Genomic DNA, 15,594 nt, shown 5'->3' with positions numbered 1-15,594 from the left:
GAAAATTTAAACGAACGTTATTACATCGTGCTGCTGAGCGCAATAATATTCAAAAAGCTCAAGTGCTAATAAGCCATAATATTAATGTGCAGGCTCAAGATATCACAGGTGAAACTGCATTACATATGGCAAGGACACCAGAAATAGCAAAAATATTATTGAAAGCGGATTCAAATATAGAAGCTAAGAATAATTTAGGGCGCACCCCTTTGCATACTGCAATTCTTTATGCTAATAAGCCACAAGTTAATATTAAAAGTAACTATGGAGTAATATTAGAATTAATAAAAAGTGGCGCTAATATTGATGCTGAGGATTACTATGGCTTTACTCCAATAGAGTATGCTATTCGTACTAATAATCCTAAAATATTTAAATTGTTGATAAAAAATAAAGCTAAATTTAAAGAGAACCAGTATGAGCTATTTTGTCAAGCTTTGGAAAAAGGTAATTTTACTGCAACTAAATATTTATTTAAAAAAGAATTTTTAGATACAATAGATGATAAAAATGGACAAAATTATTTATACCATGCTGCTATTGGAGGAAATAACGAAATATTAGCATATTTAATAAAAGAAAAACATGTAACAGGAAAAAAAGTACTATCTCAGTTTATTGATTATCAAAATAATACTCCAATACATATAGCAATTCAAAATAGTAACTTTGAAATAGTAGAAAATTTTCAAAAACTTGGTTTTGATATCAACGCTAGAAATAAAGATGGTGAAACTGTTTTACATATTGCCGCAAAATCACATAATGGTGAACTAATTAAGAAATTAATAATGTTAGGGGCAGATATAAATATTAAAAATAAAATTGGCGAGACTGCTTTAGATGTAGTAGAAGAAGAGTTTAAAAATACTAATAAAAAGTTAAGTAATAAAGAGTTACAAGAGCTTTTCGAAGAATCAAATATAATAGCAAGAACAGGGCGTATTGAAGATGAGATTAAATATCTATATCAATACCGTCAAGATGGAGAATATAAAAATATTGAACGTGATGGTAATAGAGGAAGAAGTGCTACACTCTTAGTGCCGGAGGCAAATATCTCGTTATTTCCGACAGGTATAGGTTTATTATATAATGCAGATGAGTCTACTATTAGGCATTTTATGCCACATGATTTTTGGACAGATAATGCACGTAGAACAGACGATTTTTTTAATATGAAAATTGATAGTAAAAAGTTTGTTCAAACCCAATCAAAAGAAAAGTTTTTAGAAACATACAGGCATTTTCTAAAAGACAATCCTCAAAAAGATTATAACGAGATAATTGCTAATTTATATCCTAAAGGATTAGTAGGTATAGCTTTACAAGACGATGATCTTGATCATAAGGTATATGCTCTAGCATCAAAATATTATGTTTCTGAAAAATATAATATGGATTTACCTATGACCATAGTAAAAGATAAGAAATTAATACCTTGGGATCCTACAATAGCAGAAATTAAGAACTTATTACAAAAGGCTAAGGTTAAGGTTGAAGATTATCCTAAATATGGTTTTACTCATGAAGGCGAAGAATTAATTTCATTAAATAAGAATGAAGTAACATATAATGAAGTGAAAAAATTTTTTGACAATATAGACAGTAATAATACAGAAAATAATTTACACAAATTATTAAAATTAGTAAACAAAAGATTGCAAAATGATAATTTGTCTACAATTAATGATTTAAAAGATTTTATAATCCATAAACAAGATATTAAAAACTTAGTTGAGGCAAATTTCCCAGAATTAAGTAAGCACGCAATAGAAGAAAAAGCAGAGACAACTTTATTAGATATGCAAAACTTACGGTCTAATAAAGATAGTTTTCCCCAACTTAAAAATTATAAATCTATAGAAGATCTCTTATCAAAAGAATTAGCTGAAGAAAAAAGAATCCCTAGCATTATTAATAATTTAAAAGAATTATTACAAGACGAGATAATAGAAAATCTAAAGCAAAATCAAAGCTACAAAGAATTTAAAGAAAAAGTAACTGATATTATAAATACAGATAATAAAAAGGAACTTTTATCAGTAAAGCAAAAACTAAGAGATTTAAATGCTTGGTGTGAAAAAACTGTAGATACTAATAAATCTCATGCTTTGAGAAACTTTGGTAAGGTAGTGAAACACGCTATGCTGGCTATTTTAAATGCAGGTAATAAAACAGCTTTTGAGAAAGAAAAAAAGAAAATAAATTTTTATCTAGATGCTATGAAATATAGTAAACAAAATAGCTTAGCTGCTGTAGAAAAAATAAAAGAAAATATGGTAAAAGCACATACATTTACTCCACAAAATTTTAAATCTAAAAATTTAGGTAGAAATATATAAAATATGAGTAATTTTAACCTTAAAAACGCCAGTTTAGGATAAGGAGTGCAGAAAGAAGGAAATAAGAATAAGATATTTACAAGAGAAGAGTGTTGGGTTACAAAAGTTTTTGACAAAAAAACGAGCACCCAACAATGAAAAGACGTATCACAAGTTTATTCTACATACTAGATAATTTTTGCAAAATATATGAAGAATGGGAGAAGCAAAAGTTAATACCAACAGATAGGAAACGTGAAAGATCAGGAAGTTTAAGCCTTTCAGAGCTTTTAACTATCGTATTATATTTTTATTTATCTCCGTGCAAAGATTTTAAAAACTATTATTTATATCATCTGTCATATAAATATAGAGGTTATTTTAAATTACCAAGATATAGTCGAATAATACAATTATGGCCAAGATTAATTCTACCGCTTGTTATAATGCGGCAGCTATTTAGAGGAGAGAAAACAGGAATTTATTTTATAGATTCAACCAAATCATCAATATGCCATGCAAAACGTACAAATAGCAACAAAGTATTTAGCGGTATATCTAAAATGGGTATGAGTAGTTATGGATGGTTTATGGGCTTTAAATTACATATTGTAATTAACAATAAAGGTCAAATTATGGCGATTAAAATAACAAAAGGAAATGCTAGTGATTTATCTGCTGTAGACTCAATTACTAAAGGGTTATACGGTAAATTATTAGGGGATAAAGGATATATTTCCAAGGAATTATTTACCAATTTGTTTAGACGTGGATTACGTTTATTTACAGGGATACGTAAAGATATGAAGAATCATTTATTGGAAATGGAAGATAAGATTCTATTACGAAAAGGATCATTGGTTGAATCTGTATTTAATGTGCTAAAAAATAGGATGAATCTAGAACATTCAAGGCATAGATCTCCTCTAAATTTTCTAGTGCACATACTCGCTTGTATTAATGCTTTTAATCTAAATAAATCTCTTAATTCCTTGCCCAATTTATTCTTTATTCAGTCTGCCTTATCCTAAATTAGCGTTTAAAAACCGGCTTTTTCAATGAAACAGAAAATTTATGACCTAAAATCAGATACACAATCTCGTTTTGCAATAGGTATAGCTTGTAGAAATCAAAATGATCAAATCGCTGGTCTATTTGTAAATACTGATCCTCCTAATTCTGTAATATGCCGTGAAAGCGAGTTTCAGGCAAGCAAGTTTGAATTATTAATTACTCAGGGGCAAGCAAATAAAGTACTAAATATAGCTAATGCTTATCATAAAAAAGAAGGTCTCCCTATATTTGAATCTGCTCAAGAAGTAATAAAGCACATTAGAAGCCTAAAAGAAGCTAGGGCATCAACATTTACAAGAATAAGCGGTTTAAGTAAATTAAATCCTGACGGTTGGATTAAAAGAGAAAAATATGATATAATGTATAATATTCAAAAAAATTTTATTAAAAATGGAGCAGAAAGAGGTGTAGAATATGCAATCACAGCACTTGCGTTGTATAACTTAGGAATAGGAATAATTGAAAGTAGTAGTACTGACGGTCATTGGGGAGTAAAAGCAAGATATGTTAATGAGATAGGTAAAGGGACAAATGAATTAGGAACTATCCATACTATAATCGGTAAAGAACTAAAAGAAGCAGCTAAAAATGCCCATATGGGGCATTTTACATATAATGGAATAAAGTTAGACTTGAATATAGTAGAAGAAAAACAAAAAGAGATTGAAGAGGCAAAATTTAATGGAAAATTAAATATAATGGGTATTAAATATAATAATGATAGGTTTAATACTATTGAAGTTTTTCCAGCAAAATATAATAGACAATTAAAAACTGAAGCTTCTAAAATCCTTTCTCCATCTTTAACACCAAATTGCCCAATTAAAAAGAAAGGCTCTGTCGGCATCATTAAGTGAAATAAATGGCTCGGTCCAAGTAATCATATGCGTAAAGTTAAGGAAAAGGCATCGTCATATATGGACGCCTGGTTAAAAACAAGTACTAAAAATAAAAAACAGTTAATGATAAATGAAGCAGTCATATATTCGGCATCAAAGTGCCATAATGGTTTCTGCATTCTGCCTAAGATCCTAGAGAGATTCACTCAAGTTAGCGGTATCTAGGTACCATGACGTTAGCTCGGATTTCATCCAGAATGCTTATGTATTATCTCTTTAACCCGCCGTTTTATTATTCTACTTTGTTTTTATTTCTTTACCCCTATCTAGTTTAAAAATTATATAGTTTATAATTTATCCTAAATCTTAAGTACTATTATACCAATTGGTAATTTCTGTTCTTTACCAGACAGGCATAAGCGATTCTAGCCAATTTATTAGCTATAGCTACTGCAATTACATTGAACGATTTCCCTTTTTCTTTTAATCTTTCAATAAATTCTGATAACGCCCCTGATGTCTGATTAGTTTTATAGCTTCTCATCAATAAGGCCCGATACTAAAGATCGTGCAAGGAGCGGCAAAGTTATTGAAAGTACCGAGTTAAGAAATGACTTTCATAGTTAGAATAATTGTGCTATAAAAGCTTTCAGATTTTTTGCAGTTTTGGTTAATAATGTACCGAGACTGGGGATTATAGGAACTTTTTATGAAACGATTAAATTCAAAATTTACAGACTCACAATATAAATTAATTTCTTCCACTCAAAAGAAATTTCGTTGGTCATGCCTCCATATTGCAGTTACGCCTATTAAAAAGCTATACGTTCAATAAGAGTACCAATAACCTTATCATGAATATCCAATGACTTGGAAAAGCAGATTGTCTTACGTGCAAGCCTCTTGCATCTCGTTCTAAGGTTCAAGTTACTTCGTTCTATCCGTTGAGTGTATTTTTTACTGATAATATGCTTTTTAGGGTCTAATAACCTAGCATAACTCCCCCATCCATCTGTATAGTAAAAAGTCACCTTGAAATTCTCTAGTTTTTTCAGTAATGATTCTAATGTGCTATCACATCTTGTACCAAACGTATAAGCAACTACTTTTAACGAAATCTTATCCAAGGCATACCAAAGCCATCGTTGTCTGGATTTATTCTGTACATAAGACCATTGTTCATCTATCTCAGGAGCAATAATTACTTCTGTTGTACTGATAGAATGATTTATTGTTTTTAATACTAGATTTTTTAAAACACGGATAACTGTATTGATACCCACTTTTAATACTCTTACTGTATCTCTAACTCCAGAGCCGTTGATTGACATTTCTACTATTTGCTCCTTAACTCCAGGCTTAGATGCATTATTAATATACTCCAATTGAAAATATCGATTACACCGCTTGCATTGATATCTCTGTTGTTTTGAAATTGAATATCCTGACTTTATTACTTCTTCTGTGTTGTTACAATATCTACACTTAACATCTATTTTTGCCATAACTCCTTAACTATAATTCTCTCTTATTACTGTTTGAGGATTATAGACTATTTACTCTAAACTGCAATACGGAGGCACGACCGATAATATTAATAACAATAAGCGATATTATTATAGCAATCAAGTACTGGAGATAGAACAGACGGTACAAAAATCACATAGGGATAAGATATTTGATAAAAATAATAGAGTTAAAAAAATAGATTTAAAATTATGTGTATTAAATAAGTTAAGAAATAAACTTAGGAGTAAAGAAGTTTGGGTAAAGGGAGGTTATAAGTATCGTAATCCTGAAGAGGATTTACCACAGGATTTTGATCAAAATAAAGAAAAATATTTTAATATTCTGAGGCAACCACAAGACGCCGATACTTTTATCAATACACTAAAAGCAGAGTTAAAAAACTCATTATTTAGATTAAATAATTCTATTCCCCAAAATAAATTCGTGCATATTCTAAAAAAGCCAAAAGGTCATATAAGGGTTGCCAAAATAAAAGAGCAAAATCCACCAAAACAATTAGAATTAATAAAAGAAGAGGTGTTTAAGCGTTGGCCATCAACTAGCTTACTTGATATTTTAAAAGAAGTAGATCTGTTTGTTAATTTTACAGATGACTTTGTTGCAAGTGGTCCTAAAACAGGATTAGATAAAGAAATTATTTGTAAGAGACTACTTTTAGCTATTTTGGGATATGGTACAAATACTGGTCTTAAAAGTATGAGTAATGGAGAGATTAGTTACCAAGATTTACAATATATAAAGCTTAGATATTTTGATCAAGAAAACTTGCAAGCGGCTATTCGTAAAATAGTGAATAGTTTACTAAAGATTCGCTTCACATCACTATGGGGCGACAATACAACATCAGTCGCTTCAGATTCAAAACATTTTAAAGCATCTGATCAGAATTTGATGAGTAGTTGGCATCCTCGTTATCATAGCAAAGGAGTAATGATTTATTGGCACGTTGATACTTCATCTGTATGTATTTATTCGCAAATGAAAAGCTGTCATTCTTCAGAAGTAGCGGCAATGTTAGAAGGTATATTGAAGCATGCAACAAATGCAAATATAGACAAGAATTACGTAGATACACATGGTGCAAGCGAAATAGGCTTTGCATTTTCTTACCTATTTTCCTTTGCTTTGATGCCAAGATTCAAAAATATTCATAAACAAAGATTGTATTACACTGATAAAGAAGAGCAAAAAGGCTTAAACCATATAGAAGACATATTAGTGCGTCCTATTGACTGGGAGCTAATCAAAAGACATTATGAATATATTATACAACATGCTATCTCATTGAAATTAGGAATAGCTGATACAGAAGGATTACTCAGAAAATTTACTAAGGGTAATGTACAACATGAAGCATACCAAGCCATTAGAGAGTTAGGAAGAGCAGTAAAAACTATTTTCCTATGTAATTATTTTAATTCTCTAGAACTAAGACAAGAAATACATAGTGCATTAAATGTTGTAGAACGTTGGAATGGTGTTAATGACATTATATTTTATGGAAAAACGGGAGTATTTCGTAGTAATAACCCACTAGAGTTCAAATTATCTACTTTATGTTTGCATTTATTACAACTATCAATGGTGTACATCAATACTTTAATGCTACAACAAATATTAGTGGAATCATCTTGGTTAGAAAGGATGAGTAATGAAGATAAAAGAGCGATTTCTCCTCTAATTAGTGAACATATTAATCCATATGGTAGTTTTAGTTTAGATCTAAATAAGCGTTTAGCAATTAATGTTGACCAGGCTCTTTTTGCAAGGGAGGCAGCATAACCATGAATAAAAGAACTCCACCAAGAAAAAAGCTCTACAATTAGCTAAATACCTAAGATCTGAATCACCGGATTATGGCTATTTACGTACTGTATTTATGTATTTAAGGCAAGAATTAGAAGTAGTAGTTACAGCTCAACCTAAAAAATTACCTTATGTTCCAAATGAAGAAGAAATACAGAAATACTATGATGTAATATGGAAAAGTAAAAATATACAGGACATTATAATTATAAAAGTATTAATATATACAGGTATAAGAGTAAGTGAGCTGGTAAGGTTAAAAAAGCCTGATGTTGACCTGAATGGATGTCAAATTAGAATTATTGCTGGAAAAGGAAAAAAGATAGAATAGTACCGTTTCCAAAAAGTTTTCGGGAAACATTAGCAATGTATATCACCAGTACCGCAGAGAATAAGACATTGTACTTATTTGAGTCAAGCTGGAAAAAACCATATTCTGATAGAGGAATTAGAAGAATATTAAAAAATATAGTAATTTAGCTGGTATGAGGCAGAATATTTCTCCACATAAATTACGTCATTTTTTATTTACTTGGCTTAAAAAAAGAGGAATAGACGACGCACTCATCCAACCATATTCTGGTCATGAAACCCGCAAGTCTCTAGAGATTTATTCAAAATTATCATTATCAGAAGCTCAAAAAATATATGAAGAAAATATCAAGAATTTTCCAGTTTAAGCTGCTCAACTTTGCCGCTCCTTGCACGATCTTTAGTATCGGGCCTATTTGCTCCTTAACTCCAGGCTTAGATGCATTATTAATATACTCCAATTGAAAATATCGATTACACCGCTTGCATTGATATCTCTGTTGTTTTGAAATTGAATATCCTGACTTTATTACTTCTTCTGTGTTGTTACAATATCTACACTTAACATCTATTTTTGCCATAACTCCTTAACTATAATTCTCTCTTATTACTGTTTGAGGATTATAGACTATTTACTCTAAACTGCAATACGGAGGCACGACCCTAACATTTTCAATACCTTGATTTAGTTAATATAATTTAGGCTTTATTAAGAGAAATTAGATTATTATATTTTTGTAAAAATTAATAAGATTTGTACTAAAATAGCTACAATATATTAATTTACTTCTTCTTAATAAAAAGTAAATTAATATTAACTAAATATTTTTCTAGATATTAAGATAATATTAAATTTATATTAATAAAAATTAATGTTTGTGACTTTTATAAACTATAATATTAATAGTTGCTTGGATCAATTTCACCTCTGTCATCCCGTGGCTTGTCCACGGGGTCTAGTTAAAAATACTAATATTATTAGTATTTTTAGTTGTTTTACTGGATACCGTGGACAAACCACGGGATGACACCGAACGAGTTTTTCGAGCTATAAATTTTGTTGCATAATAAAACTATCACTTATATACTGTCGCTAATGATTAATTTGCTTAAAGTTTCATATGGTAAGTAGTAATTTTTATAAAAATTTAGGACCACGAAAACTAACGGCAATTATAGATTTTTTACACGACATTATAGAACCTCCTAAGATTCATGAAGATATAGCTATTCATGATATTAAAATTCTGCAGGAAGCATCACCAAATGATATTAGCTTCTTAAGCAATCCTAAATACTCCGAATTTTTAAAAACTACCAAAGCTGCTGCTTGTATAGTGCCGAAAAATTTTACGGGGGAAGCAAATCCAAATACTGTTTTAATACATGCGGAGAATTCATATTTTGCTTACGGCAAATTAATAGATTTTTTCTATACTCCTATTAAATCATACCCTACTAAAATAATGAAATCCGCTATTGTTGCAGATTCGGCGACTATCGGAAAAAATTGTTATATAGGTCACAATGTAGTTATTGAAGACGATGTTATTATAGGTGATAATAGTATTATAGAAGCCGGAAGTTTTATAGGTAGAGGCGTAAATATCGGCAGAAATGCCAGAATAGAGCAGCATGTTTCAATAAATTATACAATTATAGGTGATGAGGTAGTAATACTTGCAGGTGCAAAAATCGGACAGGACGGGTTTGGGTTTTCTACCGAAAAAGGCATACATCATAAAATATTTCATATAGGAATAGTTAAAATCGGCAATAATGTTGAAATCGGTAGCAATACTACTATTGATAGAGGTTCGCTTCAAGATACTATTATAGAAGATTTATGCCGCATAGATAATTTAGTGCAAATAGGACATGGCGTAAAAATAGGCAAAGGCTCTATTATAGTAGCACAGGCAGGTATTGCAGGTAGTAGTATAATCGGGAAATATTGTGCTCTTGGAGGGCAAGTAGGAATCGCTGGACATCTAAATATAGGCGACGGGACACAGGTAGCGGCACAAGGCGGTGTAGCACAAAATATAGAGGCAGGTAAAATTGTCGGCGGTAGCCCTGCAGTTCCTATCATGGATTGGCATAGACAATCTATTATTATGAAACAATTAGTAAAGACCTCTAATAGCAAATTAAAAAAGTAGTTTGCTATTGAAAAAATACTGAGTCGTCATTGCGAGGAGACATTGTTGCGTGGACCAGTTTTGCCTCTGTCATTCCGTGATTTATTCACGGAATCCAGTTAAAAATACTAGCATGCTAGTATTTTTAGTTATTTTTCTAGATCCCGTGGTCAAGCCACGGGATGACACCGAGTGCTTTTGTATATCCACATGCAATGACAGAACATTTACATTAAAGAAGAGACCTAAATAAATGATCATAGATATTACCGAAATCATGGATTTAATACCTCATCGCTATCCATTTTTATTAGTAGATAGGGTACTTGAAATTGATCTTAACAAATCAATAAAAGGTATTAAAAACGTTACCGTTAACGAACCACAATTTACAGGACATTTTCCGGCAAGACCTGTTATGCCGGGCGTTCTAATGGTTGAGGCTATGGCACAATTAGCTGCTATATTAGTTGCTAAATCTTTAGGCTCTACTAAAAATAAAGAAGTGTTTTTAATGGCTATCGAAAATGCAAAATTTCGGAGAATCGTTCAGCCCGGTGATACTATGTATATCCACGCTACTATTGACCAACAAAGAGCTAATGTGTGGAAATTTTCAAGTACGGTTACGGTTGAAGGTGAAATGGCTGCAGAAAGTAAATTTACCGCAATGATTAAAGATAAATCGTAAGGGATATAGTGTCAAATTCTAATATACATCCGACTAGTTTAATCGCAGAAAGGGCAAAGCTCGGTAAAAACGTAAAAATTGGACCGTATTGTATTATAGGTCCTGAAGTTGTGCTTCATGAAAATGTCGAGCTAAAATCTCATGTGGTAATTGAAGGGATTACTGAAATCGGTGAAAACACTGTAATCTACCCTTTTGCATCAATCGGCCAACCTCCACAAATCTTAAAATATGCTAATGAGCGATCAAGCACGATAATCGGCTCTAATAATACTATTAGAGAATATGTTACGGTACAAGCAGGAAGCCAAGGCGGCGGAATGGTGACAAGAGTAGGAAATAATAATTTATTTATGGTCGGCGTTCATATCGGTCATGATTGTAAAATCGGCAATAATGTAGTGTTTGCTAATTACGTAAGCCTAGCAGGTCATATTGAAGTAGGTGATTACGCAATAATCGGCGGGCTATCTGCCGTACATCAATATGCTAGAATCGGTAAATATTCGATGATTGGCGGGCTATCACCGGTCGGAGCAGACGTAATACCGTTCGGGCTTGTAAGTAGTAAACGTGCGGTGCTTGAGGGGTTAAATCTAATCGGCATGAATAGAAAAGGATTTGATAAAGCAGACTCTTTAAGTGCCTTAAAGGCTATCGAAGAAATTTTCTCAGGTGGAGGTAATTTTGCTGAACGTATTAAACAAGTTGCCGAGAAATATAAAAATAATTCTATAGTAATACAAATTATCGATTTTCTTAATCAAGATAGTAGTAGAGCATTTTGTCGTTTTGAGAAGTGAGTTTATAAATAGTGTACGGACATCCTTATGTCATTCCTGCGAAGGCAGGAATGACATAAGGACTCCCTACAGTTGCTCGCAATGACGGAGCATTTTTTCTTGTAAAGAATTTTGGCGTAAACGAGTTTTTAAGCTCTTAAAATCAATTATTTCTGCTTTTTGATTTTGACAAATACATGCAAAAATATATTTCTGCTCTCCTTTAACCTTTTGTATACATTGTCCGCAGATTCCTTTCATCATACATTGCATCGATGAATTAACGCTAATTATTAGCTCCGTATTTTCACCGAATATTTCATTTTTTAGGCTTTGCAATTCTTCTATTATGTCAGGAGAAGCATTAATTATTACTATATCCACTGAAACTAATTTACGGATTTTTATATCAGGATAGGTAACAAATATAACTTCATTATTATTTTCTTTTAGAACTTTTAATAAGCCTATATTACCTACTTCGGAATCAACCATAACTATTTTTTTATTTTGAGGTACTTCTAGCGGCGAGCCTGTCGGTCCCATTAAAGCTACTTTCTCATTTTCAGATAATGTTTTACATAAGCTAGTAGATTTACCGACTTCATAAATTACAAATCTAATTAAACCTTTTTCTACATCTATATCGGTAGGGCTTAAGGCTACCGGCTCTATTAACTTAGAAGCATCTTCAGAATAATTTTGTAAGCGAAAGAACTGTCCGAACCTAAAATTTTTAGCAGCAAGCGGTGAGTGAATTATAAGCTCAAAAATTTTATCATCTAGAATATTTATTTTATTAACCCTAGAAGTTAGCAAATAATCAAGCTGTGTACAAAAATCTTTATAACTATTTTTAAAGCTAGGGGAATTATTTATAAGTCTTTTATTAATAGCCTCATACCCTTCTTTGCTACTAGCAAGAGCTTTCACTACACTACCCGAATATTTAGGATTACAATCACCGAAATAACTGTATTTATCCTCATCGAATTGAGTATTATTTTCTATACCGATTGCCATAATCACGGTTTTAGCTTTAACGTCATTGCGAGGAAATGCGTAGCATTGACGCGGCAATCTTGTTAAGCTAAGTTCCTCAGATTGCCACGCAGTCTTTGACTGCTCGCAATGACGAGTCTTAAATTCCATCCCCTCCACATGACCGTATTTATCAACATTAATCCTTAAAGGTTGCATATTTTCTTTAAAATCAACACCGAGTGCTAATGTATATATTAGCTCTTCGTGATTTAATTTATATGCCGGCGAATCTTGCAATCTTCCACGATAATAAACAGTAGCTCCTCCAAGCTTATTAAAAACCTTTCTTAATTCTTCATTACTCTTAGCCTCTTTAAATAATTTTGCATGAGCAATAAATTCTTCAGCTATTTCTTTATCTTCATCCGTTAAATCTTTTTCTATATAATTTTCAGCAAATTCCTCTACTTGCTTTTTATAGTAATATAAACTTTCCGTTGCTGCATCTAAGGAAGTAAGGCCGCCGCCTATTACCGCAATCGGCATTCTAATTACCATATTAGTATTAGAATTTTTCAAAAATGCTCCTCCGCTTTGCAAAGTCATTAAGAAATCAGAAGCTGTTTTTACGCCCTTAGCTTCAAAATTTTCTATATCTAAAACTTTCGGCTGACCTGCTCCAATGCAAAAAGCTATATGGTCAAAACCCAAATCGAAAGCCTGTTCTTTCGTTATATTAAAATCTAGAGCTACCCCGTCATAATATTTGAAATTGTTATTTCTCTCGAGTATTAACCGTAATATATCAAGATTGTTTTTATCCCACCGCACGGTAATTCCATATTCTGCTACTCCTCCAAATCCTCTTGGCATTCTTTTCGATAACAAATTTTTATATTCATGCCAAAATTTGATAGGCTTGTGAACTTCAAAAGGTAGCGGAGTAATTTTCAAACCATCAATAGCCGTGACATTGTGACCTGAACGCAGCAAATAATAGCTAAGGCTAAAACCTGCAGGACCAAGACCGGTAACTAAAATATTATAATTAGTAGATTCTTGTGGTAGCGGTGCATAAATATTAAGCGGATTCCAGCGGGTAAGAAGTAGATATATCTCGAGTCCGTAAGGTAATTTAAGCGTTTCCTCTAAAATATTTGATTCTATTAACGGGATATTTACCGGATCTTGCTTTTGGTAAATACAAGCTTTAGAACAATCATTACAAATTCTATGACCCGTTGCTGCAACCATCGGATTATCAATAATAATAATAGCAAGAGCACCTAAGTTAAAACCTTGTGCTTTAACATAATTCATTTCGGAAATTTTTTGTTTTAAAGGGCAGCCTTGTTTTAAACCGTCTGAGCTATGCGACTGCAAGGAGCGTGGCAATCTCGTCAAATCTCCTGAGATTGGAACAAAGCTTCGCTCCTCGCAATGACGATTCTGAGGTTGCAGTAATCCCTTGGAACAGCTATCCTTATCCTGCTTATGGCAATAAATACAATAATGAGAATCGTTTAAGGCTTCATCTAGATTTAAAAAAGAATCTGTATAGTCAAAATCTACTCTCTCATTTTTTTGATATTTTAATATTTTTTTATCGTCTATTAGATTTTCTTTATCTAGTTTTTGAGGGAGGTTGAATAGGATGTCATCCCGTGGCTTGTCCACGGGATCAACTTTTCCATCATTGCGAGGAGAGGCAAAGCCTCGACGCGGCAATCTCAGGACATTTTTATGAGATTGCCACGCTCCTTTCAGTCGCTCGCAATGACGATTTGTGTCGGACAAGCCACGGGATGACACTCTGCACGCTGCATACCTAGCTGCTATATCTAACTCTTCTGCAAAATTCTCTTCATCCTGTTGCCATATAATTATTTGTTTGGCAAATTCTTTAGAGGTAAAATTCGTACCTATTAAATCAGTTAGCTTTAAATACACATCTTCAAAATCAATATCTTTTATTTTTTCCGGTGGGTATTTTTTTACGGCAACACGCTGAACAAATTTTCTTTTACATTCATAAATAATATCAAAATCTTTATGTTTTAACCTTGATATCGTTACTTCTTTTGAAATACAAAATAACTCTGCTAAAAAATCGTCTAAATGAGGGGAAATTTTTAGCAAAAATTCGGAATAATCTTGTGGAATAATGGAGAGAGGAGTCGATCTAAATAACATTAAATCTTTATACAGAGATTTATCGGCTTTAAAGAGATAATCTAAAAATATTTGATCTAATTTTTTAAGTCCGGTTAAATCTAATTCATTAAAATCTAGATTAAAACCAAGTTTCATAAATAATAAATAACTCTTTTAGAAAATTGTCTATAAATTAAATAACTGATACAAACAGTAATAAATGCAACTATAATAGACTTAACTATCAGCATCATATCCGGTAATGTTCCGTCAATCACCAACGCTTGTACGGGTCTTATAACTAAAAAGAACGGATTAAATTCAAAATATATTTTTTTAGATTCGGGAATTAGTGAATAAGGATAAACTATCGGTATACTCCAATAAATAACTCCAAGAATAACACTCAACATTTGTGGTATATCTCGAATATACGGCGTTAAAAATGCTACTGCGATAGAACCGCTAATCACACATATTATTAAGGGCAAAATTAATATCGGCATAAATATTATTTGCCAAGAAAATTTTTCCGGAAATAATAAAATAAAAGCAAAATACATTGCCGAAAATGAGCAAATTAAAGTATATAATTGCCCTAAACTATCCGCAACAGGAAAAAAAGTCTTAGAAATTCTAACTTTTTTTATTATTTGATCACGTGTAACTAAAGAACTTGAACAAATCGTTAGGCTGCTTACTATAAAACTCCATAAAGGAATACCGCCGACTAAGTTCATTACCATAAATTCTCTCGGTTGTCTTAATAAAAAACCGAAAAAATATGAAATTACCATTATGTGAATAAAAGGCTGAATTAAACCCCATAAAGAACCTAAAAAAGAATCCTTATTTTGCCTAATTATAGAAGCTTTAACTAGTAATGCTATTGCCCGCCAGTATTTTTTAGAAAAAAAATACTTTATCATTTATGAGTTTCTCCATTAGACTTCTTGG

The 15,594-nt window shown here is 31.8% G+C and carries 14 protein-coding genes; 10 read left to right on the top strand and 4 right to left on the bottom strand.

All coding sequences use genetic code 11. The features are described 5' to 3' along the window. The 4 genes from ACNFN7_RS03545 to ACNFN7_RS03530 all read left to right on the top strand — a co-directional run. Window positions 1-2,345 (top strand): ankyrin repeat domain-containing protein (locus tag ACNFN7_RS03545; RefSeq protein ID WP_485440842.1); only part of this gene is annotated, 2,345 nt, incomplete at its 5' end. Window positions 2,346-2,479: 134 nt separating this feature from the next. Further along, window positions 2,480-3,355 (top strand): IS982 family transposase, encoded by an 876-nt coding sequence (locus tag ACNFN7_RS03540; protein ID WP_485440841.1) that lies wholly within the window; start codon window positions 2,480-2,482, stop codon window positions 3,353-3,355. A 27-nt stretch (window positions 3,356-3,382) separates the two neighbouring features. After that, on the top strand, window positions 3,383-4,255 hold the full coding sequence (locus tag ACNFN7_RS03535; RefSeq protein ID WP_485440840.1) for a hypothetical protein: 873 nt from the start codon (window positions 3,383-3,385) through the stop codon (window positions 4,253-4,255). Window positions 4,256-4,946: 691 nt separating this feature from the next. Next, complete coding sequence (locus ACNFN7_RS03530; protein WP_485440839.1) at window positions 4,947-5,072, top strand: hypothetical protein; 126 nt, start codon at window positions 4,947-4,949, stop codon at window positions 5,070-5,072. On the opposite strand, the gene ACNFN7_RS03525 is transcribed toward ACNFN7_RS03530, so the two are convergent. Next, the gene (locus tag ACNFN7_RS03525; RefSeq protein ID WP_485440838.1) at window positions 5,050-5,742 is read right to left on the bottom strand and encodes an IS1 family transposase; all 693 of its coding nucleotides are present in this window, start codon (window positions 5,740-5,742) and stop codon (window positions 5,050-5,052) included. The genes ACNFN7_RS03530 and ACNFN7_RS03525 overlap by 23 nt on opposite strands. A 49-nt stretch (window positions 5,743-5,791) precedes the next feature. Here ACNFN7_RS03525 and ACNFN7_RS03520 point away from each other — a divergent pair, with 49 nt between their 5' ends. The 3 genes from ACNFN7_RS03520 to ACNFN7_RS03510 all read left to right on the top strand — a co-directional run bounded on the left by ACNFN7_RS03520 (window position 5,792) and on the right by ACNFN7_RS03510 (window position 8,253). Further along, window positions 5,792-7,549 (top strand): Tn3 family transposase, encoded by a 1,758-nt coding sequence (locus ACNFN7_RS03520; protein WP_485440886.1) that lies wholly within the window; start codon window positions 5,792-5,794, stop codon window positions 7,547-7,549. A 97-nt stretch (window positions 7,550-7,646) separates the two neighbouring features. Beyond that, the gene (locus ACNFN7_RS03515; protein ID WP_485440837.1) at window positions 7,647-7,904 is read left to right on the top strand and encodes a tyrosine-type recombinase/integrase; all 258 of its coding nucleotides are present in this window, start codon (window positions 7,647-7,649) and stop codon (window positions 7,902-7,904) included. Window positions 7,905-8,031: 127 nt separating this feature from the next. Further along, window positions 8,032-8,253 carry a tyrosine-type recombinase/integrase gene (locus ACNFN7_RS03510; RefSeq protein WP_485440885.1) on the top strand — a complete coding sequence of 74 codons (222 nt, stop codon included), beginning with the start codon at window positions 8,032-8,034 and terminating at the stop codon, window positions 8,251-8,253. Here ACNFN7_RS03510 and ACNFN7_RS03505 read toward each other — a convergent pair. After that, entirely contained in the window at window positions 8,203-8,466 is a 264-nt protein-coding gene (locus ACNFN7_RS03505; RefSeq protein WP_485440836.1) for an IS1 family transposase, read from the bottom strand. The genes ACNFN7_RS03510 and ACNFN7_RS03505 overlap by 51 nt on opposite strands. Before the next feature lie 540 nt (window positions 8,467-9,006). On the opposite strand from ACNFN7_RS03505, the gene lpxD reads away from it, so the two are divergent. From lpxD to lpxA, 3 genes are all read left to right on the top strand, one after another. Continuing rightward, a complete protein-coding gene (gene lpxD, locus ACNFN7_RS03500; RefSeq protein ID WP_485440835.1) occupies window positions 9,007-10,047 on the top strand; it encodes a UDP-3-O-(3-hydroxymyristoyl)glucosamine N-acyltransferase in 1,041 nt (346 codons plus the stop codon). A gap of 232 nt (window positions 10,048-10,279) precedes the next feature. Next, complete coding sequence (gene fabZ / locus ACNFN7_RS03495; protein ID WP_011270364.1) at window positions 10,280-10,717, top strand: 3-hydroxyacyl-ACP dehydratase FabZ; 438 nt, start codon at window positions 10,280-10,282, stop codon at window positions 10,715-10,717. 8 nt (window positions 10,718-10,725) lie between these two features. Continuing rightward, entirely contained in the window at window positions 10,726-11,520 is a 795-nt protein-coding gene (gene lpxA, locus ACNFN7_RS03490; RefSeq protein WP_485440834.1) for an acyl-ACP--UDP-N-acetylglucosamine O-acyltransferase, read from the top strand. Between the two features lie 66 nt (window positions 11,521-11,586). On the opposite strand, the gene ACNFN7_RS03485 is transcribed toward lpxA, so the two are convergent. Both ACNFN7_RS03485 and ACNFN7_RS03480 read right to left on the bottom strand, forming a co-directional pair. Next, window positions 11,587-14,793 carry an FAD-dependent oxidoreductase gene (locus ACNFN7_RS03485; RefSeq protein WP_485440833.1) on the bottom strand — a complete coding sequence of 1,069 codons (3,207 nt, stop codon included), beginning with the start codon at window positions 14,791-14,793 and terminating at the stop codon, window positions 11,587-11,589. Then, complete coding sequence (locus ACNFN7_RS03480) at window positions 14,790-15,566, bottom strand: ABC transporter permease (RefSeq protein WP_011270361.1); 777 nt, start codon at window positions 15,564-15,566, stop codon at window positions 14,790-14,792. Before ACNFN7_RS03480 ends, ACNFN7_RS03485 begins: the two co-directional genes overlap by 4 nt. Window positions 15,567-15,594 lie beyond the last annotated feature (28 nt).

The sequence above is a fragment of the Rickettsia sp. MAE-05 genome (assembly GCF_057319745.1).
This window is presented reverse-complemented; position numbering and strand designations above follow the sequence as displayed.